The sequence below is a fragment of the Caenimonas koreensis DSM 17982 genome (assembly GCF_009646335.1).
Classification (GTDB): domain Bacteria; phylum Pseudomonadota; class Gammaproteobacteria; order Burkholderiales; family Burkholderiaceae_C; genus Ramlibacter; species Ramlibacter koreensis.
Window position 1 is genome coordinate 1 of sequence record NZ_WJBU01000010.1, and the last position, 22,435, is coordinate 22,435.

General features: G+C 63.1%; 24 protein-coding genes. 5 read left to right on the forward strand and 19 right to left on the reverse strand.

Annotated features, from left to right (window positions below):
- Positions 1-93: 93 nt before the first annotated feature.
- Positions 94-240 carry a hypothetical protein gene (locus GHT07_RS11030; RefSeq protein WP_153585146.1) on the reverse strand — a complete coding sequence of 49 codons (147 nt, stop codon included), beginning with the start codon at positions 238-240 and terminating at the stop codon, positions 94-96.
- Positions 241-521: 281 nt separating this feature from the next.
- Between GHT07_RS11030 and GHT07_RS11035 the strand changes: the two genes are divergently transcribed.
- Positions 522-899: a hypothetical protein gene (locus tag GHT07_RS11035; RefSeq protein ID WP_153585147.1), complete on the forward strand. Its 378-nt coding sequence runs from the start codon at positions 522-524 to the stop codon at positions 897-899.
- A 304-nt stretch (positions 900-1,203) separates the two neighbouring features.
- Here GHT07_RS11035 and GHT07_RS11040 read toward each other — a convergent pair whose 3' ends face one another.
- The 11 genes from GHT07_RS11040 to GHT07_RS11085 form a co-directional block, all read right to left on the reverse strand.
- Entirely contained in the window at positions 1,204-1,755 is a 552-nt protein-coding gene (locus tag GHT07_RS11040; RefSeq protein ID WP_153585148.1) for a DUF3455 domain-containing protein, read from the reverse strand.
- Positions 1,756-1,844: 89 nt separating this feature from the next.
- Positions 1,845-4,064 (reverse strand): glycoside hydrolase family 113, encoded by a 2,220-nt coding sequence (locus tag GHT07_RS11045; RefSeq protein WP_153585149.1) that lies wholly within the window; start codon positions 4,062-4,064, stop codon positions 1,845-1,847.
- A gap of 17 nt (positions 4,065-4,081) precedes the next feature.
- On the reverse strand, positions 4,082-4,918 hold the full coding sequence (locus GHT07_RS11050; RefSeq protein ID WP_153585150.1) for a LytR/AlgR family response regulator transcription factor: 837 nt from the start codon (positions 4,916-4,918) through the stop codon (positions 4,082-4,084).
- 2 nt (positions 4,919-4,920) lie between these two features.
- Positions 4,921-5,967, reverse strand: a complete 1,047-nt coding sequence (locus GHT07_RS11055) for a sensor histidine kinase (protein ID WP_153585151.1) — start codon at positions 5,965-5,967, stop codon at positions 4,921-4,923.
- A complete protein-coding gene (locus tag GHT07_RS11060; protein ID WP_228488302.1) occupies positions 5,964-6,260 on the reverse strand; it encodes a 2TM domain-containing protein in 297 nt (98 codons plus the stop codon). The genes GHT07_RS11055 and GHT07_RS11060 overlap by 4 nt, the downstream gene beginning before the upstream one ends.
- Positions 6,241-6,366 carry a hypothetical protein gene (locus GHT07_RS21630; RefSeq protein ID WP_267237620.1) on the reverse strand — a complete coding sequence of 42 codons (126 nt, stop codon included), beginning with the start codon at positions 6,364-6,366 and terminating at the stop codon, positions 6,241-6,243. Before GHT07_RS21630 ends, GHT07_RS11060 begins: the two co-directional genes overlap by 20 nt.
- Before the next feature lie 22 nt (positions 6,367-6,388).
- Complete coding sequence (locus GHT07_RS11065) at positions 6,389-6,682, reverse strand: 2TM domain-containing protein (RefSeq protein ID WP_153585153.1); 294 nt, start codon at positions 6,680-6,682, stop codon at positions 6,389-6,391.
- A gap of 58 nt (positions 6,683-6,740) precedes the next feature.
- The gene (locus GHT07_RS11070; RefSeq protein ID WP_228488303.1) at positions 6,741-7,298 is read right to left on the reverse strand and encodes a DUF6622 family protein; all 558 of its coding nucleotides are present in this window, start codon (positions 7,296-7,298) and stop codon (positions 6,741-6,743) included.
- 48 nt (positions 7,299-7,346) lie between these two features.
- A complete protein-coding gene (locus GHT07_RS11075) occupies positions 7,347-7,745 on the reverse strand; it encodes a DUF2306 domain-containing protein (protein WP_153585154.1) in 399 nt (132 codons plus the stop codon).
- A 215-nt stretch (positions 7,746-7,960) separates the two neighbouring features.
- Positions 7,961-8,428, reverse strand: a complete 468-nt coding sequence (locus tag GHT07_RS11080) for a cupin domain-containing protein (RefSeq protein ID WP_228488304.1) — start codon at positions 8,426-8,428, stop codon at positions 7,961-7,963.
- A 4-nt stretch (positions 8,429-8,432) separates the two neighbouring features.
- Complete coding sequence (locus GHT07_RS11085; RefSeq protein ID WP_194792904.1) at positions 8,433-9,041, reverse strand: RNA polymerase sigma factor; 609 nt, start codon at positions 9,039-9,041, stop codon at positions 8,433-8,435.
- Positions 9,042-9,192: 151 nt separating this feature from the next.
- Between GHT07_RS11085 and GHT07_RS11090 the strand changes: the two genes are divergently transcribed.
- Both GHT07_RS11090 and GHT07_RS11095 read left to right on the forward strand, forming a co-directional pair.
- Positions 9,193-10,035, forward strand: a complete 843-nt coding sequence (locus GHT07_RS11090) for a DUF4198 domain-containing protein (protein ID WP_153585156.1) — start codon at positions 9,193-9,195, stop codon at positions 10,033-10,035.
- Between the two features lie 59 nt (positions 10,036-10,094).
- Positions 10,095-10,919 (forward strand): undecaprenyl-diphosphate phosphatase, encoded by an 825-nt coding sequence (locus GHT07_RS11095; protein ID WP_323740893.1) that lies wholly within the window; start codon positions 10,095-10,097, stop codon positions 10,917-10,919.
- A gap of 134 nt (positions 10,920-11,053) precedes the next feature.
- On the opposite strand, the gene GHT07_RS11100 is transcribed toward GHT07_RS11095, so the two are convergent.
- The 5 genes from GHT07_RS11100 to mutS all read right to left on the reverse strand — a co-directional run bounded on the left by GHT07_RS11100 (position 11,054) and on the right by mutS (position 17,410).
- Positions 11,054-11,728, reverse strand: coding sequence for an RloB family protein (locus tag GHT07_RS11100; protein ID WP_153585157.1), 675 nt, complete (start codon positions 11,726-11,728; stop codon positions 11,054-11,056).
- Positions 11,728-12,996 (reverse strand): AAA family ATPase, encoded by a 1,269-nt coding sequence (locus GHT07_RS11105; protein WP_153585158.1) that lies wholly within the window; start codon positions 12,994-12,996, stop codon positions 11,728-11,730. The genes GHT07_RS11100 and GHT07_RS11105 overlap by 1 nt, the downstream gene beginning before the upstream one ends.
- A 119-nt stretch (positions 12,997-13,115) precedes the next feature.
- On the reverse strand, positions 13,116-13,919 hold the full coding sequence (locus tag GHT07_RS11110; RefSeq protein WP_153585159.1) for an alpha/beta hydrolase: 804 nt from the start codon (positions 13,917-13,919) through the stop codon (positions 13,116-13,118).
- A gap of 25 nt (positions 13,920-13,944) precedes the next feature.
- A complete protein-coding gene (locus GHT07_RS11115) occupies positions 13,945-14,772 on the reverse strand; it encodes a proteasome-type protease (protein WP_153585160.1) in 828 nt (275 codons plus the stop codon).
- A gap of 73 nt (positions 14,773-14,845) precedes the next feature.
- Positions 14,846-17,410 carry a DNA mismatch repair protein MutS gene (gene mutS, locus GHT07_RS11120; protein WP_153585372.1) on the reverse strand — a complete coding sequence of 855 codons (2,565 nt, stop codon included), beginning with the start codon at positions 17,408-17,410 and terminating at the stop codon, positions 14,846-14,848.
- A 249-nt stretch (positions 17,411-17,659) separates the two neighbouring features.
- On the opposite strand from mutS, the gene GHT07_RS11125 reads away from it, so the two are divergent.
- Complete coding sequence (locus GHT07_RS11125; protein ID WP_194792905.1) at positions 17,660-18,787, forward strand: sensor histidine kinase; 1,128 nt, start codon at positions 17,660-17,662, stop codon at positions 18,785-18,787.
- A 485-nt stretch (positions 18,788-19,272) separates the two neighbouring features.
- Positions 19,273-20,307 (forward strand): hypothetical protein, encoded by a 1,035-nt coding sequence (locus GHT07_RS11130; RefSeq protein WP_153585162.1) that lies wholly within the window; start codon positions 19,273-19,275, stop codon positions 20,305-20,307.
- A gap of 52 nt (positions 20,308-20,359) precedes the next feature.
- On the opposite strand, the gene GHT07_RS11135 is transcribed toward GHT07_RS11130, so the two are convergent.
- Both GHT07_RS11135 and GHT07_RS11140 read right to left on the reverse strand, forming a co-directional pair.
- Positions 20,360-21,505, reverse strand: a complete 1,146-nt coding sequence (locus GHT07_RS11135) for a mechanosensitive ion channel family protein (protein ID WP_153585163.1) — start codon at positions 21,503-21,505, stop codon at positions 20,360-20,362.
- The gene (locus tag GHT07_RS11140) at positions 21,435-22,406 is read right to left on the reverse strand and encodes an inositol monophosphatase family protein (RefSeq protein WP_153585164.1); all 972 of its coding nucleotides are present in this window, start codon (positions 22,404-22,406) and stop codon (positions 21,435-21,437) included. Before GHT07_RS11140 ends, GHT07_RS11135 begins: the two co-directional genes overlap by 71 nt.
- Positions 22,407-22,435: the final 29 nt, after the last annotated feature.

The window sequence follows — 22,435 nt, forward strand, 5'->3', positions numbered from 1 at the left end:
GCAATCTGCCTCAGCGCCTCCAGCTTGAATTCGAGCGTGTACCTCGCCCTCGGCTTCTTACCCATTTGTCGTTTCTCCTTGCCAAATTACACCTCAGCAAGGAATCCGTTTTTCGGGGGCAAGGTCAGACATCGTGGGGCTCACTTCAGCCGGCTGGCGGCTGGTGGTGCCTGCCGGTGCCTGGGCCATGGCGGCGGTCGATGCGATGGTGACGAGTGCGATCAGTGCGAGTTTTTTCATGAGGGTCCTCAATGGGTCAGGGCAATTTGCCTGCTCTTCATCATGGGTGCGCGGGCTGCATCCGGGCTGTAGGCGGTGTGGTTCCACACGCGTCAGACGGCGCGCCTTCGCGCCCCGGCCAGCCAATGCCTGCCCACGGATGAGCGCATTTTTTTTCAGCAAACGTGATCGAGGTCACAAGCAGGCGCCTTCCCGTTACTTCCAGCAACGCACTTGACGTTCCGTGGGGTATTCGGCGGCACCGCCAGCGCGTTAAATGGGTTCAAACAGGAGTACCCATCATGAAATTCAGCAGTTTTGCCAAGACCGCCGCCGTGGCCCTTGTGGTTGCGGGCGCTGCCGGCGCCGCCCAGGCCCGCAGCAATGTGTTCTTCAGCGTGAGCGCGCCCATCGCCCCTGGCGTGGTCATCGGCGCATCCAACGCGCCGTATTACCCGCAGGTGTATTCGCAGCCTTACTACGCACCGGCACCGGTGTACTACTCGTCGAACTACTACCCGGCAGAGTACTACCCCACCACGTACTACCCCACCACGTACTACCCCACCACGTACTACCAGCCGACTTACTACGTGCGCCCGGCCCCTGTGATCTACGGTGGCTACTACGGCCGCCCCGTGTATCGCGCCGGGCACTACAGGCACCACGGTTACCGCTAAGCGCGCCGCGCTTTTTTGATCCAGATCTGACAGAGTTCTCCAAGGCTGGGCCCCGCCGCATGAGCGTCGGGGCCTTTTTTTTGCGTGTGCTGCAAAGGCGCTACCCAAAAAAAGAGGCCCCAGTCACAAGGACTGGGGCCAACATGCCAGTTCCGGGACGGAGGGCCGGTTCCAGCTCACCCCGGAGGAGGAGGGGACTCAGAGGAGTCGGGGTGATTGATTCGCAGTAAACAGCGCCGGCGCAGTGGCATCACGTAGGACAAGGACCACATCAATTGACGGACGCGAGCGCGGCGGCTCTGCCTTACATCGCGCGGTAGAAGATGTAGTCGGCCTGGTACTTCACGACTTGCTTGGCACCCATGTTCGCGGCGCCGCAGGCCATTGCCGGTGCAACGCCGCCCATCGTGGCCACGCGCTGTATGTAGGTGGTGCCATTCATCATGCCGTTGCCCATGGCGGGGTTGGCTTTGACGAGCTGGTAAGGAATGCTGCCGGCCATGGCAGGGGCCACGGCGACTTGCGCGCCCGTGACCTTCGAGCCGTCCATGTTCTCCCACGTGGCGGGCGGGCCGAAGTAGCGGCCCACTTGCTTGCCGCTGCGGTCCATGAGTTTGGCGTCGGGGCCGACGAACACCCACTCGTGCTCGCCGGGCATGTTCGCCTTGGCGCGGCATTCATACGTGATGTCGCCAGCGCCCACGGTTTCCATCGCCACCTTGTGGCCGGCAGGCACTTGCACACCGGGGGGCAGCATGGCCTGGTCGTAGGGCTTGGCCATCATCATCCCGCCGCAGGCGGAAAGCAGGGTGGCAGATGCGGCACAGGCGGCAGCAAGAAGGGAAAGTCGAATCATGGATGGGCTCCTGAAATGTTGAGGTTGCCCGCCATGTACGCGGCGCTTGCCGCGGTGGATTCAACTACGCGCTCGGATCGCCTTGTGCGTCACATAAATTCCCAGCCGTGCGATTGCAGCCCTGCGAAGTCGATGTTGGCAAGGTTGAGCGGCGTGTCGCTGGCCAGCAAGGCGAGCGCGACGGGCGTGAAGCCACTCGGCCCGGTGAGTGACACGAAGTAGGCCAGCTCGCCTGGCGATGGCGCCTGGCCGGCCAGGTTCTGGTACACGAGCGCGACCATGTCCGCAGCGGTGTAGCCCGCGCCCAGCCGGAAGTCGAGCGCAACGCTCATCAGCTGAGTCGGCGTCATGCCGGAGTCCACCAGCGAAAGCGCGATGCCGGCGTAGTAAGGGCTGTCAACAACGCCTGCACCAAACACTGAGGCCAGCACCTTGGCTGCGGTGCCAGCATGCCCGTCGAGATCCATGGCGATAGAGCCATCTGCAAAGCGCAAGCGTTCAACACCGGCAAGCGTGTCGTTGCCATCGAAGCCCCATGTATCAGCAACGATCAACGCGCTGCCGTCATGCGCCAGGCTGTAGCCCGCTCGCACGCCCGCGTATTGCACGGTGTCGATGCCATCGCCGCCATAGACGTGGTCGTTGTCAGGCGAAGGGCTGATCACGACGGGTGCAATGGCCGCGCTGATTGCAACGTCGAAGCGCCCGCCGTGCACCGAATCGAAGCCGCCCGGCTGCGTCTGGCCTTCGGGCGTGACGTACACCAGCGACTGCGGCAGGTTCAACGGCACGCCATTGACGGTGATGCCTTCAATGCGCACAAACCGGTTGCCCTGCGGCGAAAAACCGAGAAAGGCCCAGTTGTCTTCACGGATGGTGAAGCCCGCCGGGTCGTCCGTGAGGAACTGGAGGTGCTCGGCCGGGCCGCTGTTGCCCGGTTGCGCCGGGTCGAGCGAGGCGGTGAGCGTGTGCGTGAGGAACGCGTGCCCGTCGGAGTCGAGGATCGAGACGACGGGTGTCGCACCGCCCGCGAGCACACCGCGCAGCGTGATGTCCACCATATAGCCAGTCAAGGGCGTGGAGTTGGCCGGCCCAGGCACAAATAAGTCATCGCCAACTGCGCCAACAAGCGTGTCTTGCCCTGCGCCGCCGGTCAACGTGTCGTGGCCATAGCCGCCGCTGACTTCGCCATTGTGGAAGTCGTCCACCACCGTGATGCCGGGGCCTTGCCGCAGCCCGTTGAACCACGCTGCCAGCACCGCTTCGGCGGGTTTGTTTTGTGGCGATTCAGACAGCGGGCCATCGAGAAAGCGCGCGGTGTTGACGGCGCCGTCGATGAAGTTGTTGAAGTTCTGGAACGAGACGCCCGCGAGCCAGCCGTCGTTGGTGGCCGTCATCACATGAAGAAAGCTCTCATACAGCCGGACTTGTTCCTGCAGGTCCTGCACGAGTGGAATTGTGGGGTCGAAGATGCGGCCTTCGTCGGCGGCCGCGCCGTCGAAGCTGTGAAACGCTTTGTCGGTGATCCACACCGGCTTGTCGTAACGATCGCCCAGGCCACGAATGAAGTCGAGCACGTCGTTGCCGTGGACGTCGCTGCTATAGGACGCTTCGAGCGCCTCTTGCGACGCATTGGTGTCGTGCGTGAGGTTGGGAAAAAGGCCCAGGCCGAGCATGTCCAATTGCTCGATCACGCTGGCCGGGATGGACGTGATCGAGTCGCCGTTGCCGGGTGTCCACCAGTTGGTCGTGAGGATACCCGAGTAGGTGGCGCGAATGCTCGCTGTCAGGTCGATCCATTGCTGGGTGATCGTCGGGTCGCGCAGCAGATGCTGTGTCTCGTCGCCAAAGGGGATGAAGGCCAGCGCCCCGATGTCCTGCGCAAACCCCGCCCAATGCAGCACCGATGCGCCGAAGTTCTGCATCCATAAAGCAGGGTCGGTCGGATGCGGCCTGTCCTGGCCGGTGCTGGTGCCAGTGATCGTGCTGGCGACATGCGCGAACAGGTTGATCGTGACGCTCAGCCCTGCTGCCTGAATCGCCTCGGCGAGTGCACGCACTGTCGCATCTGACGGCATGTAGCGCAGGCTTGGATCGAACGCGTTGTCGTCGTAGTGGGCCAGCACGCCCGCTGACAGCATGAGCGTGACGTTGTTAGCGCCGTCGGCCTTGATGGACTGGATCACGTCTGACCACGGCGTGTACCAGTTGGTATTGAGCACGCCGCCCTGGAGATCGGCGTATTGGCCGAAGTCCTGCAACAGCGGAATCTTGATGCCCTGAATGTCGAAGGGCGCCACATCACTCATGCACTACATCGCTTTGACTACATTGCTTTGAATAAATGGCCATACAGCCGGCTCACGGCGAGTTTCTCGGCACGCCCGCGCAATTGCAAGTAGAGTTTTCCCGCTTCATCGCGCGAGACACTGTCGATCGCACTCGCACGCACGACCGTGCCGCGATGGATCTGCCAGAACTTCGATTCATCGAGCTGCGGAATCAGGTCTTTGAGCGGCGTGCGGATGAGGTATTCATGCGCTTCGGTCAGCACGCGCACGTACTTGTCGGCAGCTTCGAAATACACGATGTCTTCGATGGGCACCATGCGGATGTTCGTGCCCACGCTCACTTGCACCACGGACAGTTTTTGTGCCGTGGCGCCCGGCGCGTTCACGGCACCCAGCAGGCTGCGCAGCTTGTCCATGGCGGCGTCGATATCGCCAGGTGCTTCGCCCTGCGATCGCAGCGCGAGCGCTTCCTGCACCTTCTTCACGGTTTTTTGCAGGCGCGCGGCTTGCACGGGCTTGAGCACGTAGTCAACGGCTTGTGTCTCGAACGCCTGCACCGCGTATTGGTCATAGGCCGTGATGAACACCAGCGCAGGGAATGGCTTGCCCTCGGGCCATTCATCCGCCAGTTCCGCTGCTGCATCGAGGCCGCTTTGCCCCGGCATGCGAATGTCGAAGAACAGCACGTCGGGCAGGTGCTGCAATGCCTGCGTGACGGCCGATTGGCCATCGCCTGCAATGCCTGCCACGGTGAGCTGCGGCCACGCTTTTTTCAGCTCGATCTGCAGGGCCTGTGCGAGCAGCGGCTCGTCTTCGGCAATGAGGGCGGTGGGCGAGGTGGGGGCCGTGGTGGCGCTGGAGGCGTGAGGCATGGTCATGCTCCTGCCGGAATGCGAATGATCGTGCGGGTGCCGCCTTCGGGGGCTGCTGCGAAATCCATGGTGGCGCGCGCACCGTGCATGGTGCCCAGCCGCTCGCGCACGTGGCTCATGCCGTAGCCTTTGGGCGCGCCGTTGTTGTCTTGAAGGCCCACGCCCGTGTCGCGCACTTCCAGCACCAGCTCGCCGCCTTCGCGGCGCGCGCTCACGTCGATGCGGCCGCCTTCCAGCTTGGGCTCCAGCCCGTGCTTGATGCTGTTCTCGACGATGGGCTGCAGCATCAGCGCGGGCACAGGCAACTGCGCCAGCTCGGGCGGCAGCGCGAGCGTGAATGCCAGGCGCTGGCCCATGCGGATCGACATCAACACCAGGTAGTCGTGCAGGCGGTCGAACTCGGCCTGCAGCGGGTGCGTGGTGCTGCGCGATGCGCTGAGTGTGGCCCGCAGGTAGGCAATCATGTGGTCGAGCATCGTCTGTGCGCGCTCGGGGTCCACGCTGATCAACGCGCGCAGGTTGGCGAGCGTGTTGAACAGCATATGCGGCTCCAGCTGCGTCTCCAGCACCTTGAGCCGCGCGTCATCAGCCTGGCGGCGCGCCTCGCCCATCTTGCGTTCAAGGTAAGAGCTGCGGTTGATGCTATAGAAGTAGTAGCTGCAGACGACGCCGGCCACGACGGTGATGAGCACGGAGTTGCGAAACTCGTTGCCGTCGCCCGGCGGGGCGGGGCTTGGCGGGTAGAAGCCGTAATACAGGCAGACCTGGTTGGCCACGAGGTTGCCGAAGAACCAGCCCACCACAATGCCGCCGACCACCAGCGCAACACCGGCGATGCCCTTTGGCCAGCCTGTTTCGGCGCTGGAAGGAAACAGGTCCCGGCCGAGGTCGATGCACAGCCAGGTGATCAGGCCGATGAACATCGAATACACGACCGGGGTTGCATAAGACCGGTCCGGGCGAAAGGCGTACTGCAAGGTGGCGACGACGAGGCAGAACGCCATGACCTGCAGCAAGTGCCGCAGCTTGCTGATCCAGTCGATGTTCATTGCCCGCCGCTGCGCTGGCGCTGCAGGCGCTCGCGCTCCTGCTGCACCATCTTCTCGCGGATGCCGCCGCCCTGGCCGATCAGGAAGACCGACAGGCCATGCAGCGCCACACCCAGGCCCCAGCCGAGCACCGGGTACATCGACCAGGCGCGTTCACGCAGGCCAAAGTAAGACAGCGCGAACAGGAAGGTATTGACCACCACGTACACCGCGAAGTGGAAGTACCACCCCAGCTTGGCACCCGCACGCTTGTGGGCGAGTCGCTCGATTTCGTCATTGCTCAGGCGGTTCATGGCGGGGGGTGTTCTCAGGTTGCAAATCATTGTAGGCGTCTGCCATGCCGGGCTGCGAATACGCGCAGGCCACAGCCAGCAGGCAGACCAGGATGAAACTTTTCATGGCGCGCTCGTGGCCTGCCTGTTTATTGCTGGCCGTCGCGTTGCGCCTGCAGCCGCTCGCGCTCTTGCTGGACCATGCGGTCCTGCAAGCCGCCACCGCCGGTCGCAAGAAACACGACAACGCCGTGGATCGCCAGGCCAAGGCCCCAGCCCAGGGCCGGGAAGATGGCCCAGCTGCGATCGCTCATGGCGGACAGCACGGCGAGCATCAGGTTCACGACGATGTACACAGCGGCGTGGATGAAAAAGCCCATCTTCATGCCGGCGCGGCGGCGCGCGATGCGGTCGATGTCGTTCGGGTCGTAGTTCTTGCTCATGATGGTCTTTCAGAAGATTCGGTTGATGTGATGGATGTGATTTGTTGGCGCGGCCTGCTCAGGCCGGCACGCCCTTGTGGCCCAGGCCGAAGGCCAGCTTCAGCAGGCGTGCGGCGCGGCCGGCAAACAGGCCGCTGAACAGGCCATACAGGCCGCCGACGACCAGCGTGTATTGCGCATCGCGGGCCAGGCCGGGGTTCATGGCCGTATCAACGCCCACGATGTACTTCGTGAGGAAGATGCCCAGGATCAGCACCATCGGGATCCAGCTGCCGCGCATGAAGAACGTGCGGCTGAGCGGGTCGTACGTGGTGCCTTGGGGTACGCGTTGCGGCGCGACCAGCGCGAGCATCACGGCGGCCGCAAACATCCAGGTGATCATGACCCAGCCGAACATCGGCGAGTTGCCGAAGGCCGAGACCATGCCCCAGATGGACAGGCCGGTCATGACGACGGGCATCACGGCGATGCGGGCGACGCTGGCCGTACGGTCGCGCGCTTGCGATGCGCCGAGCACTGTGAGGCCGGCGAGCAGGCCGCCGACCCATGCGGGCGTGTTCTTGAGCACCTGGCCGATGGCTTCGGGGTGTTGGGCGATGAGTTGAATCAGCAGCATGGTTTTCTCCGGAAGATGAATGTGTGGCGAACGGGTTGGCGGGGCGAATCAGGCAAAGAGGAAGTTGCCGACGATGCGGCTGGGTAGCAGGGCGAAGGCACCGGCGCCGACGCATGCGCCCCAGTACAGGTTGGTCATGAACTTGCGGTGGGCGACGACGTTGCCCTTGGCCAGCGCCCAGAAGGCGCGCACCAGCCCGAAGAACACGAACGGGATGAACAGGTGGATGGGGCTGAAGCCGTTGATGTTGGGCAGGTGGCCGCCGCGGATGAAGAAGGCGGAAGCCGCGGCAATGATCATCAGCGTGACCCAGGCGTAGCCGAAGGCGCGGTGCAGCTTGGGGCGTTGCAGGGCGCCCTTGCGGGCCCACAGGGCGATCGGGCCGGTCACGACAGCCAGGATCGCAGCGGTCATGTGGATCGCGATGACGGGGGTGACGGGTGACATGTTCGGCTCCTTGGTTGCGGGGGCTGCGTTCTGCAGCGATGGAGCGGACTTTGCCGGGCGGCCTGCCCCCGCGCCACGGCGCTGGGACGAAATGAAAAAAGGGCGCCGCGAAATGCAGGCGCCCGGGAGCGAAATGCAGGCCCGCCGGGGCGAGATGCACGCTCGCCGGGGCGAGATGCACCCTCGCCGGGGGGAGAGGCGGGCGCGCCGCAGCGCTAGACCAGCTGTTCGGACCGGGGCGACGCGCCGCGCAGGTAGATGACGCAGCCCTCGTCGCTGGAGCTGTCGCAGTCGAGCACGTCTTTGCGCACGGCGTGGAAGCTGCCTGGCGGCAGCAGGTGGTCGCCAATGCGCAGCGTGCCTTCGAGCACGACGCATTCCTCGTCGACCGGGTGGCGGTGCGCGGGCAGCACGGCGCCCGGGGCGAACTTCAACAGGTACGACATGACGCCCGCCTGCTCCTGCAGCACCTTGCGCTGGATGCCGGGCAGGAAGTTGCGCCACGGCCCTTGCCCGGCGGGCACGAACGTGTGGTGCGATGCCGAGTCGGCGGCGATGTTCTGCATCAGGCGCGACCGCACGCGTTCCACGGCAGCGTCGTCGCCGGCGCTGGATGTGGCGCGCTGGGCAGCGTTGAGTGCCTGCGCGATGTCGGGGTCGAGGGAGTCGCCTTTTTGGCTCATGGTGTCATTGTTGCTGAACGCTGCCTTGCAGGCATTCACGCAGCTTTTCCTGGGCACGCTTGATCTGGGACTTCACCGTGCCAAGTGGCAAGCCGGTGATGCGCGCGATCTCGCTGTGGGAGTGATCGCGAAAGTAGGCCAGGCCCAACACCCAGCGTTCGCTGCCGGACAGGTCGGCCAGTGCCCGGTACAGCCGCGACGAGGCCTCCACCGATTCGCAAATCGCTTGCGGACCGGGCTCGTCGCTGGCCTGCAGTTCAAGTGATTCGTCGGCGGGCGTGGCTTTCATGCCGGCGTGCCGCAGCTTTTCCTGGCGCAGGCGGTCGAGCGCGCGGCTGCGCGCCATGGTGAGAAGCCACGTCAGCCCGCTGCCGCGCTGCGGATCGAACTGGCCCACGTTGCGCCACGCCTGGAAATAGCAGTCTGCCAGCACGTCTTCGCCGAGCGAGTCGCCGACGATGCGCCGCACCACAGCCATGGCATAGCGGATGGTGGCGTTGTAGAACTGCTCGAAGGCGCGTGCATCGCCGCGCGCTGCTGCGGCCAGCTGGGCGGCGATTTGCGCGTCGCGAAGTGTGTTTGACGCGGTTGGATCGAGATCAGGCTCACGCATACCAGTCCATGAGGCTAGCACGGATGAGCTTGGCCGCGGTTCAAGCAATTCGAGGGCCGTCATGCACTGACTACGTGCCAGGACGGCAGGTGGATGCATCCACCCCCGGAAATTTCGCGTAAGGCCAGGATCCGGACCAATAATCGATCAGATGCCGTTCACCCCCATTCGCTGCCTCGTCTTTCTTTTGGCCTCGCTGGCCGCCTGCGCGGCCAGCGCCCATGAGTTCTGGCTGCTACCGGACCGCTTCAACGCGCCTGTCGGCAGCACCGTGCGCCTGCGCATGTTCGTGGGCGAGCAGTTCGCAGGCGAGCAGATCGGCTTTTACCGGGCGCTGGTGGCGCGGGCCCACCACTATTCAGCGACGCGCGATGTGGACCTGACTTCGACGGCGCCTGATGTGCCCGTAGGCGATTTCGCCGTGGCCCTGCGCGAGCCGGGCACGCACCTGCTGGCGATCGACTCGCAGCCGAGCCAGATCGAGCTGGAGGCGGGGCGCTTTTATGCGTATCTGCATGACGAGGGGCTGGACTTTGTGAACGAGGCCCGGGCGGCTGCGGGCAAGGCCGCCGCGCCGGGGCGTGAGCGGTACAGGCGCAATATCAAGACGCTGGTCACTGCGGGTGGGCCGGGCGCATCGGGCACAGCTGCCGACCAGACCTTTGCGCGGGTGACGGGGCAGCGGCTGGAGATCGTGCCGCTGAGTGACCCGCAGCGCGGCGGCGTCGGGCGTGACCTGGCGTTTCGGGTGTTGTGGGAAGGCAAGCCGCTGCCGAATGCGCTGGTGAAGTTCTGGCAGCGCAGCGGTGCGCAGTCGTTGCTCATTCGCGTGGTGACGGATGCGCGGGGGCAAGCCACTTACACACCGCCGTTGGCCGGCACGTGGATGGTGAGCGTGGTTCATATGGTGCCGGTGACGGATTCGCCCGATGTGGACTGGGACAGCTATTGGGGCAACCTCACGTTCTCGCTGCCTGCGGCAAGTCGCCAGTAACCCAGGTCGTCCTTAAGCCAAGCGCCAGCGATAATCCGCGCACTTTTCAAGGAGCGCGTGTGGACTTCGTGTTGCTGGCCAAGGCCGCGGTGATGGGTGTGGTGGAAGGGCTGACCGAGTTCCTTCCGGTGTCGAGCACGGGGCACCTCATCCTGGCGGGCGCGCTGCTGGGCTTTGATGACGAGAAAGCGAAGGTCTTCGACATCGCGATCCAGACAGGCGCGATCTTCGCCGTGATCATCGTGTACTGGCAAAAGATCCGCGAGACGCTGGTGGCGTTGCCCACGCAAAAGTCCGCCCAGCAGTTCGCGCTGAATGTGCTGATTGCGTTTGTGCCTGCTGTGGTGCTGGGCCTTCTGTTTGGCAAGGCCATCAAGGCGAACCTGTTCACGCCGGCTGTGGTGGCCAGCACGTTCATCATCGGCGGCTTCATTATTTTGTGGGCCGAAAAGCGCCCGCCTTCGGCGGTGCGCGTGAACTCGGTCGATGAGATGACATGGCTCGATGCGCTCAAGGTTGGCCTGGTGCAATGCCTCGCGATGATCCCGGGCACGAGCCGCAGCGGCGCGACCATCATCGGCGGCATGTTGCTGGGGCTGTCGCGCAAGGCTGCGACAGACTTTTCTTTCTATCTCGCCATTCCAACGCTGATTGGCGCGGGCGCGTACAGCTTGCTCAAGGAGCGCGCGCTGCTGTCGATGGCCGATTTGCCGCTGTTCGCTGTCGGCCTCGTTTTCTCGTTCGTGAGTGCGTGGCTGTGTGTGCGCTGGTTGCTGCGCTATATCTCGACGCACAGCTTCGTGCCGTTTGCGTGGTACCGGATCGCGTTTGGGATTGTGGTGCTGGGGACGGCCTGGTCTGGTTTGGTGAAGTGGGCTGCTTAGCGCTCGTTCGGGGCGCTTGCGGCAGGTGGACTCTGGCGAGACCTTCCATTGCCACGCCGACTCGGGCCATCGGTGTGCCGCGGCCATGGCCGTGTCGCCCATTGGCAGGCGCATAAGATTTTTGAACCGACGGATCAACTGCGCAACGTCGTCAGCAGCTTGACCAACTCCATGATGGCAGTGAACGGTTCTGGTTCGGTGTAGGCGCTGAAGCGCGCCGCCAGCCCTTCAGCTCGCTGGATGGCAACTGCCAGATGTCTGGCCGTGGTTGAGAATGCGTCGCCTGCACCCTTGTCATAGCCTGGAATGTGCAGTTTGAGGCGTCGCATCACTTCATTGCGATGCAGCGGTGCTTGAACTTCTTCGTAGTGAAGCAGCAGCCACAACTCGAAACTGGGCACAGATGCAATGGCCTGAAAGCGGATCGGCTGCCTGGCATCGTTCTTGAGCTTGCCGTTCAGGGACGCGGCCAGTGCCAGGGCATCGTGATAACTGGCGTGGTCGTCACGGTCAAAAACTGCATAGACCTGCTCGAATGCGCGGCGCTGAATATTCTTGTAGCGATCGCCTTCTTCGAATAGCGCCTGCGCGTATTGCACCACCTGAATCGGCGCAGTGCCCGACTCGCTGGGGCGGACTTCCACATTGGCCGTGTGCAATCGATAGGCTGCACGGATCTCCCGAAAGTAGTTTGGCTCCGTCTTGCTGCCTTCGGAAACGATCAGGATGCGGTCGTAACTTGCCCGCTGCCCCTGCTTGCGCTCCAGCTGTTTCTTCTGGCGCTCTTGCGGGGAGTTATCGCGAGCCATCAGTGTTTCAGCCCGAGAGTGTGGCCAAGAAACGGCACACCGCCGTACCGCCCCATCAGGTAGCCGCGCTCCAGAGCCTCGTTCTTGCGCGGGCTGAACTCAGACAAGCTGACCAATGCCGAGGCTTGATCCTGGTCCTTCTCAACAAACCACACCTGATCGCGACGCAGCAGATCGGGCGCGTCCAGCAGCGATGTGTCGTGGGTCGTAAAGATCAACTGCGCGCCCATTGTGTTGACTGTGGGGCGGTGGAACAACTGCACCAATTCACGCACCAGCAAGGTGTGCAAGCTGGTATCGAGTTCATCGATGACCAGCGTCAGCCCTTTGCTGAGGATGTCGAGCACTGGCCCGGCAAGAAACAGCAGATTGCGCGTGCCATTGGATTCATCCATCAACTCAAACACCGCCTTGCCCTGTTCAGTGACATGGTGGAAGCGCAGCCTGTGCTCCTCCATCTCTTCAGCGCGCACCTCGGTTTTGCCCGCCACCAGATCGAAGTGAATGGCCTGTCCCGGCACCCTGCGTGTTTCCACGTCGATGTCAGCGATGCTGATGTCTGCGGATGTTAGAAATCTGCAGACATCCCTGCGTCCGCCGGCCTCCTTGAGCATCTGGATAGAGACCTGCGCAGAGAGCTGGGCCAGCTCGTTGAAGATCACTAACCGATTTGAAAACCAGTCGAACACTGGCCTCAACGCATCACTGTTGAGTTGCACGGCCATCGACAGGAACAATGCGTTAGGGCGCGTCGCACCTTCCCACAAGTTCTTGGGCCCCTTCAGGCCGGGACCGAAGTCGTAAACGTCCTTGCCTGTTTCACTGTCAAAGTGGCGTTCAAACCAGCGCTGCGGCTTGAATGCCTTGTAGACCAGCAGGTGCTCGCCAACGATACGTTGTGCCGTCATGGCAAATCCGTACTGATAGCGCACACCGTCAAGCAGGAACGTGACTTCGAATTCACTGGGCTGACTGGCAGAGTCAGCGTCGAGTCGGAAGGGCTGCACGCCGAAGGTCTGACCCGGCTGGATCGCCGTCGCCGATTCGATCACCACGCCCCGCATGTATTGCAGTGCCTTGATGAGGTTGGATTTGCCGCCCGCGTTGGCACCGTAGATCACGGCACTGCGCAGCAGGGTGGGCGCTGCACTGATGCCCGTCGCCTGGGTGTGGGTGTCCTTCAAGGTCTTGTCCTTGGACGCAACAAGGCTTAGCACTTGCTCATCGCGCAGGCTGCGGAAGTTTTTGACGCGGAACTCGACCAGCATCGTATTCACCTCGGACAACAGAAATAAATCAAAATTATGCACCAACTGCACAAAATTTGAATTTATTAAAAAGCTAGCCTCGGTTTATCTTCGCGTGAGCACTGGGGCCAAGCTGCTGCCTAAAGCTCAAACCCCCGCAACGCCGCCTCAATCGCAGCGGCCGTTGCCAGCGGCTTCTCCATCGGGAACAGGTGTGAGCCGTCGAGCATCATGTTGCGGCCCCGCGTGACCTGCAGCGTCATGGTCAGGCCGACTTGCTTCATCTCGTCGGACCGCGTGCCGCCGATAAAGCCGACGCCACATTTGAGCGGATGCCTGCGCAGCAACCGGTCCAGATTGTCGGGAAGCGTGTTGTAGATGGCTGTCTCGATGTCACGGTCGAAAGCCAGCACGCGGTCACTGCCGTCGTCGACCATGCAGTGCTCGACATAGTCGCGCAGCACCTGCTCGTCCCAGTGCGCAAACGCCTTCTTGCTGCGGAAGTGATCGAACGCAGCCTGGTTTGACGGCCACCGATTCTTGCGCTGGCGGCTCACGCGCCCCGGTGAAATCGAGCCGACGATCTGCGTGCGCTTCATCGCGCCCAGCGCCGTCGCGCGCCAGCCGCCCAACAGCGGCGAGTCGAGCAGCAGCACGCCCCGGGCGAGGTCCGGGTGACGCGCAGCACACATCAAACTCAAAAAACCACCCAGCGAATGCCCGACGAGGAAAGCGGGCTCGCCCTCTTTGTCAACTTCGCGGCGTGCCAGGTCATGCAGCTGCTGCACCAGGTGCGGCCAGTTGTTCGTGACGGGGTAGTCAGGGTGATGGCCGAACTTGTCGACGGCCTTCACGCGGAACCCGCGTGAGCGCAGGCTCTTGAAGAGCACCGCGTATGTCGCGGCAGGAAAGCTGTTGGCGTGGGAAAAAACAATAAGACTCAAAACATCCGCCCGGTCGTTGGCTGACTCAGATCAGCCGCTCATCGGGCCGCGTGATCTTCTTCAAAGGCTTGCTCACGCTGCTATCGACCTTCAACGGCGTGTCGGTCTTGGCGTCGTCCCAGACCGGGTCATCAAGGCTGTCGAACACTTCGCGCAGCTTTTGCCCCCACGTGCTGTGCAGCATGCGGTAGTACGGGTTGTTCTGGTCGATGCTCACGATCTTGTCGGTCTTGAAGGTGTTCGCTTCGTACACCACGAGATCGAGCGGCGGGCCGACAGAGAGGTTCGATTTCATCGTCGAATCCATCGACACCAGCGCGCACTTGGCGGCTTCGTCGAGCGGCGTGTCAGGCGTGATCACGCGGTCGAGCACCGGCTTGCCGTACTTCGACTCGCCAATCTGGAAGTACTGCGTTTCACTGGTGGCCTCGATGAAATTGCCGGCGGAATATACATTGAACAGGCGCATGCCTTCGCCGCGAATCTGGCCGCCAAAAATCAGCGACACATTGAATTCCACGCCCGCGTTCTTCAGTGATTCGGCGTCGCGGTCATACACGTGGCGCACGGCCGTGCCCAGCACGCGTGCAGCGTCGAACATGCTGGTCGCGTTCCAGATCGTGAGCGCTTCTTTCTCGCCGGGTTCCTTGAGCTTTTCGACCTGCAGGATTTCGCGCACCGATTGGGAAATGCTCAGGTTGCCCGCCGACAGCAGCACCATGAAGCGGTCTCCTGGGCGCTCGTACACGATCATCTTGCGGAAGGTGCTGATGTTGTCCACGCCGCCGTTCGTGCGCGAGTCCGAGAGGAACACCAGGCCGGCGTTGAGTTTGATTCCGACGCAGTAGGTCATGTTGACCTCCGACGAGCCGCCTCTAGGAGGTCAGCCCCCTCGGGGGGCAGCGAACGAATGTGAGCGTGGGGGTTCATAGTTTGTCTTGCAGGTTCTTGAGTTGGTAGAGCGCGTCGAGGGCTTCGCGCGGGCTCATCGCATCGGGGTTGAGTGCGCCGACCGCTGCCTCGACGGCGCTGTGCATGGGCGCTTGCGCGGCAGGCGGTGCTTCAAACAAGTCTACCTGCTCACGGCTGAGGGTTTGCTGGTTTTCCAGTGCAGTCAATGCATGCCGCGCGTGATTGACGACGCCCGTGGGCATGCCGGCCAGTTTGGCGACCTGGATGCCGTAGCTGCGGCTGGCCGGGCCCGGCTGTATCTCATGCAGGAACACGATGTCGGTGCCGGACTCGGCGGCGCTCACATGCACGTTCACGGCCGCATGGTGCTTCGCCGGAAACTCCGTCAGCTCGAAGTAATGGGTGGCGAACAGCGTGAATGACTGGCTTTTGTCGTGCAGATGCGCGGCAATGCCCGAGGCGAGCGCCAGGCCGTCGAAGGTCGAGGTGCCGCGCCCGATCTCATCCATGAGCACCAGCGAATTCGCTGTGGCCGCATGCAGGATCTGCGCGGCCTCGGTCATCTCGAGCATGAAGGTCGATTGCGCGTTGGCGAGGTCGTCAGCCGCGCCGATGCGCGTGTGGATCGCGTCCATGGGCCCGAGGCGGCACGCCTGTGCGGGCACGTAAGAGCCCATGGCAGCCAGCAGGCAAATGATGGCCACCTGCCGCATGTACGTTGATTTACCGCCCATGTTGGGGCCGGTGATCACTTGCATGCGCTGCTTGGGGCCCAGGCGCGTGTCGTTGGCAATGAAGCTGCCGCCGGTGGTTTCTGCAAGGCGGCTTTCCACAACCGGGTGGCGGCCTTGCGTGATCTCGATGCCGGGTTCACGCGTGAACTGCGGGCGGCACCAGTTCAATACGAGCGAGCGTTCTGCCAGCGCGCACAGCGCATCGAGCGACGCCATGGCGCGCGCCAGGCGGGTGAGGGCGCCCACGTGCGGCTGCAGCTGGTCGAGCAGTTGTTCGTACAGCCACTTCTCGCGGGCGAGCGCGCGGTCTTGTGCCGACAACGCCTTGTCTTCGAATGCCTTGAGTTCGGGCGTGATGAAACGCTCGGCGTTCTTCAGCGTCTGGCGGCGGCGGTAGTCGGCGGGAATCTTGTCGAGCTGGCTTTGCGTGATCTCGATGTAGAAGCCATGCACTTTGTTGAACTGCACGCGCAAGTTGGCGATGCCGGTGCGCGCGCGCTCTTTCACTTCAAGTTCGAGCAGGAAGCCGTCGCAGTTGTCCTGGATGGCGCGCAGCTCGTCGAGCTCGGCGTCCAGGCCCGCTGCGATCACGCCGCCGTCGCGAACGAGCGCGGCAGGCTCGTCCTTGATCGTTCGGGCAAGCATCGTGTAGCAGCCGTCGGGTGGCGACATGCTGGCCGCGACTTCAGCCAGCAGTGGGTCGCTGACGGTGAGTTGAGTCGATAGCTGTGCCGCCCGCTCAATCGACTGCTTCAAGCCGACAAGCTCGCGCGGGCGCACTTGCCGCAGTGCGATGCGCGCTGTGATCCGTTCCACATCGCTTGTGCCTTTGAGGCTGGCGCGCAGCTGCTGCCAGAGGTTGTCGCGCAGCGTGGCGATCGCATCGTGACGCTGCAACGCCTGACTGCGCTCGCGCCTGGGCTCCAGCAGCCACGACTTCAGCATGCGGCTGCCCATGCCTGTCATGCACGTGTCGAGCAGCGAGAAGAGCGTGGGCGAGTCTTCGCCGCGCAGTGTCTGCACGAGCTCCAGGTTGCGCCGCGTCGTCACGGGCAAGTCGATCAGCTCGTCATCGCGCTGCACCTGCAGGCTCTGCACGTGCGACAGCGCCCGGCCCTGTGTGTGTTCGGCGTAAGTGAGTAGCGCGGCAGCGGCGGCGTGCGCCTGCACCAGCTCTTCTGCGTTCCAGGCTGCGAGCGTGGCGCTGTTCAACTGCTCCAGCAGTTTGCGCAGGCCCAGGCCCGAGTCGAATTGCCATTCGCCGCGCTCGGTGAGGGAGAACGATGCGGCTGAACGCATGGCCTTCAGCCGCTGCGCGAAGACGGGCGTCACGTCGGCGCTGAACAGCAGTTCGCTCGGCGATATGCGCGCGACCCATGCCTCGAGTTCATCGGCTGCGCACTCGGCCAGCTGCAGCGCGCCCTGCGTCACGCTCAGCCAGGCCAGGCCCAGCCGGTGCCGCGAGCCCTGGTGCACGGCGAGCAGGATGGCTTCGCTCTTGTCGTTCAGCAGTTCAGTGTCGGTGAGTGTGCCGGGCGTGACGACGCGCACGACCTTGCGTTCCACCGGCCCCTTCGATGTGGCGACATCGCCGACCTGTTCACAGATCGCCACTGACTCGCCCTGCTTGATCAGGCGGGCGAGATAGCCTTCAACCGAGTGGAATGGCACGCCCGCCATGACCACGGGCTCGCCAGCGGAGTTGCCGCGTTTGGTGAGCGTGATGTCGAGCAAGCGCGCGGCTTTTTCGGCGTCGGCGTAGAACAGCTCGTAGAAGTCGCCCATGCGGTAGAACACCAGCGTGTGCGGGTGCTGGGCTTTGATGGCGAGGTACTGCGCCATCATGGGGGTGTGGGCGGCCGGGGCGCTGGGGGCGGGAAGGGGACTCAAGGTAGGCGTTGGTCAGGTGATGCCGCCATTATCCCGGTGTCCATTTGAGAGCCACCTGGCAGCGGGCCGCACTTCGTAGGACATCGCCGACGCCGCTTCAGCAGTTTGGCGTCTGGCGCTCGCCGCCGCCGCGCTGCACAGTCACAGTCACATTCAGTGTCAACGCCTTCATGCGTGGACTCCTCCCATTGCCCTGAAGGCCCCGTGACTCTCTCGCAATTCATCACCGCCCATACAGAACAGATCCTGCAGGACTGGGACGAATTTGCCGCCAGCTGCGCGCACGATGGCAAAGAGCTCAACCAGCGCGAACTGCGCGACCACGCTGGCGAGATTCTCAAGTCGATTACACGCGACATCGAGCAGCCCCAGAGCCCTGAGCAGCAGGAGCAAAAGTCCAAAGGCAAGGGCCCGCGCTCCGCCACCTTGAGTGCAGCTGAAGTCCATGCAGACTTTCGCATCCGCTCCGGCTTCGCGATCGACACCATGATCACGGAATACCGTGCGCTGCGTGCCAATATCCTGCGGATGTGGTCTGCCTCAGGCGCCGCGAAGGAACCCGTGGGCGAGATGACCCGCTTCAATGAGTCGATCGACCAGGCCATCGCTGAGTCGGTGAGCCGCTACACCCTGCAGACCAAGAAATCGACCGATCTGTTCATCGGCATCCTGGGCCACGACATCCGCAATCCGTTGGGCACGATCGTCATGTCCGCCGAGATTCTCGCGCGTACCTCACAGGCGCCGCAGAAGGTGGTGACGACCATCATCAACAGTGCGGTACGCATCAACGGATTGATCGAGCAGGTGCTGGACTTCACGCGGGCGCAGGCGGACGGCGCCATGCCGATTCACCGCCTGCCCGGCAACCTGGGCGACCAGCTGGCGAAGGTGCTGCATGAAACGCAGGTGCGCCACCCCCAGCGGCAGCTGGAGCTGCAGCGCAGCGGCACGTTCGACGGCAACTGGGACGAAGGGCGCGTGGGGCAGCTGCTGTCCAACCTGTTGGGCAATGCGCTGCGGTACGGCGACCCGGTCGGGGCCGTGACGCTGGCGCTGTGGTCCGACGAAACGGATGCGTACTTCTCTGTCCACAACTGGGGAGGGCCCATTCGCGAGCAGGATCTGGGGCGCATCTTCGAGCCCATGGCCAGGGGGCCAGGTGTCGAAGGCGCGGAGCAGCGGCGTGAGCCCGCAGGGCTGGGCCTGGGGCTTTATATCTGCCGCGAAATCGTGCGCGCGCACGGCGGGGCGCTCACGGTGACTTCAAAAGCCGAAGAAGGCACGACCTTCACGGTTCGGCTGCCTCGCGTGGCGCCAGCTGTTCGCTGAGCTGTGAGTACTGCGCCATCATGGGTGTGTGTGCGGCCGGGGCGCTGGGGGCGGGGAGGGGACTCAAGGTAGGCGGGTTCAGTCAGGTGAGCTTTCGCAGTATCCGGGCATGGAACGGGCGAATGCGAAGGTCGCACCCGCAACTGTGGAACGCATAGGTGATTTTGGTTACTGACTGGGATCGCCAACTCGTTTAACAAGCCATGCCTGGGATTACTAACCCCTTTAAGTTTTGGAAGACCCGAAACGCCAGATGCACTGTCCATCCCGGAGCGCCTGAAGCGAGCAGCAGTTCGTCTGCCGGACGGCGTCCGTCGGCAACCCAATTGCCTGCGTCGAATCCCCGAGTCGATCCGCTTGTCCTGTCGCCCGCCAGACCCGCAGGCCCTTTGTCTGGTGAGTTCGCTCAGCCGGTTAAGTCGCGTGTCACGCCGGTCACGGTGGAAACGCCTGGAGCGCCGCGAGCGCAACTGCAGCCGGCGAGCTTGGCGCACGCCGGATTGGTTCCGGTCGAAGTGCCTGTTGAAATTCCGCCGCCTCCGCCGCCGGAAGAAGAGCTGAATCCGGAATCGCACCAGGAGGGTGCGGGCCCTCGCCAAGATGCTGACCCTGATCTGACGCGCCTTCGTCAACACGAAATTGCTCTTGAGGAAGAGGCGGCGAAAGCGCGAAGAGAGCTTGAAACACCGCTTCCTCCCGATGTGCCGCATCCGGATATTGAGGCCTCACGCATTAGAGCCGTCAAAGCGCATATGTTTGATGTTTTGCACTCTAACAGCGCGTCTTCGATCACGAGCCACTTTGAACTGGCCGAAAGTTTCTTCAAACCGCTCAGCGCGTCCGTGAATCTCGATATGCGTCATCCCGATCTGTTGGGACAGATTCACAAGATGAAGGAGTTCTTTTTTGAAGGTGCTATGGATGAGGATGGCTTGCGTCTTTTGCTCAAAGTACATGAGGCATTCTGGGCGATGGCAACAGGCGCGACGGAGACTGAACGGGGCGAGGGCGTGGATAGATTGATGGATTTACTGCGACTTGCCCGTCTCAGCGACAGCCCTCACGTCAAGCCGTCAACCGGTCAACTCACTTCATTTGCGGACATCGTGATGTCGTTCGAAGTCGAGTTAGGCGCTCGTGCCCACCCTGCATCCCGACTCGACGCTGGAACGGCGATGCTCTTCGACGCAGTAGGAAAATCTGGCTTCTACCGCAATCCCACCAAGGCGCCCCAAGCCATCGACGTACTGGCGGTTTGCCGTGCGCTCAGATACTTTCCTGCAACTCCGGTATGCCTTTGGACAGATGAGTACAAAAGCAAAGTCAATATACAGATCGACCCGAGTCGACTTACGCGGGACGAAGTCGCTGAGATCCTGAGCTCTGAGAGAAAACCGGCCTGGGCATGGCTGCCAGTCCTTGAATGGGAGGCGATGCTTGCAGCCAGCAAGGCGGCCAATGCCTATGGCGAAACGATGGCAGCAGTTCCGCTACATCCCGAGCTGACTGGCATGATTTAGCAATATGAATGACATTCGCACCGCCATCAGTGCTTTCGCACGGTGTCAATCTTCAGACGCACTGACTCGCACTCTGCGCAAAGCTGATCTGCCGCGTGCGAGGCAGGCACTGCGGATAGTCGCGCGCCACGAAGGCGATCAACTGCTCGCGCAACCAATGGCCCAGGTCGCCGGCAAGGCCTGAGTTCTCCGCCGACACCAGCACGCGAATCTTCATCGACGACTCTGTCGCGTCGATCACCGCGAGCTTGCCGACTCGCTTGTCCCATTCGGGCGCGACCGCGAGCAGCCGGTCGAGCTCGGCGCGCAGTGCCTCCAGCGGCATCGTGAAATCGACGAAGAAGAAGACGCTCTGGACGATTTTGGAGCTGGAGCGCGTCCAGTTCTCGAACGGGTTTTCGATGAACCAGTTCAGCGGCACGATCATGCGCCGCTCGTCCCACAGCTTCATCACGACGTAAGAGCCGGTGATCTCCTCGACGCGGCCGTGCTGGTCTTTGACGATCAGCACGTCGTCGATGCGAATGGGTTGCGCGAAGGCGAGTTGCAGGCCAGCAATCAAGTTGCTGAACACCGGCCGCGCGGCGATACCGCCCACCAGGCCCAGCACACCGGCCGATGCCAGCAAGCTCGCACCGAGTTGCCGGGCGCCCGGGAATGTCATCAGCGCCATCGATGCGCCGCCAATGACCAGCAGCACATTGGCGCTGCGGGAAAGCACATGGGCCTGCGTCTGGATGCGCCGCGCCTCGAGGTCGTCAGAAACTGACACGGGATGGCGCGCGATCAGCCCGTCTGCCAGGCCGTTGATCACGCCCATCACGAACCACGTCAGGGCCGCGATCAAGAGCAGTGCATTGCCGTGCCGCACGGTGCTGATGTGAGCCAGCGTGTCCGGCGCCAGCACCCAGATGATTTGCAGTGCGGCCAAGGGCAGTACTGCGCCGGCAGCGCGCTGTGTCGCTTCGATGATGGCTTTGACGACCACGGTGTCTCGCGCGACGCGGCGCAGCACCGCCAGGCCGACGCGGTGCACGACCAGCGCGGCAAAGACCGCGACCAGCGCGGCAGTGGCCGTGGCTGTCCAGACGTGCGTTTGCAGGATGTCGGGCAGCAGGCTCGTCAGGTCAGGATTCAGCGTCTCGGTGCGCACGGGTGTCGTCGGTGGTTGCGTCAGTCGTTGCGTCTGTGGCTGCATCGGCGGCTGCGTCGCCGATACCCAGCGGCTTGGTTTCGCGCGCCGCATAGTCAACCGCTTGCTGGCGCACGATGGCCTTGTCGCCAGCGCTGGCGAACTTGCTGTACTTGCTCAAAATGCCGACGAGCTGGCCGTAGATCTTCGGGTTGCCGGCCACGCATTCCTTTTGCTCCAGGAAGTCGGATTCGCCAGTGAAGTTGCCGATCAGCCCGCCGGCCTCCTGCACGAGCAGCGAGCCCGCAGCGACATCCCAGGGCGACAGCCCGGTTTCAAAAAATCCGTCGGTGAAGCCGGCTGCGACATACGCGAGGTCGAGCGCAGCAGCACCCGGGCGGCGCAGGCCGGCCGTGCGTGTCATCACGTCGGACATCATGCGCAGGTAGTTGTTGAAGTTGTCGCCCGGGCGGAAAGGAAAGCCCGTGGAGATGAGGCACTGGCGCAGGTCGATGCGCTTGGACACGCGCAGGCGGCGCTCGTTCATGTAAGCGCCGCGGCCCTTGGTGGCGGTGAACAGGTCGTTGCGGCTCGGGTCGTAAATCACGGCCTGTTCGACCTTGCCGCGCACGGCCAGCGCAATGCTCACGCAATAGACTGGAAAGCCGTGGATGAAGTTGGTGGTGCCGTCGAGCGGATCGATGATCCAGACGTTGTCGGCATCCTTGACGCCATGTGTCTTGCCCGATTCCTCGGCCCAGATGCCATGCGTGGGGTAAGCCGTGAGCAGGGTTTCGATAATCGCGTTTTCGCTCGCATGATCGACTTCGGTGACGAAATCGTTGACCTGCTTTTGCGAGATGCGGACTGCTTCAACGTCGAGCGCCGCGCGGTTGATGATCGCGCCTGCGGCACGCGCCGCCTTGACGGCGGTGTTGAGCATGGGGTGGAGGTTGGGTGACGACATGAGTTGTATGGAAGATCGGGGCGCGTCCG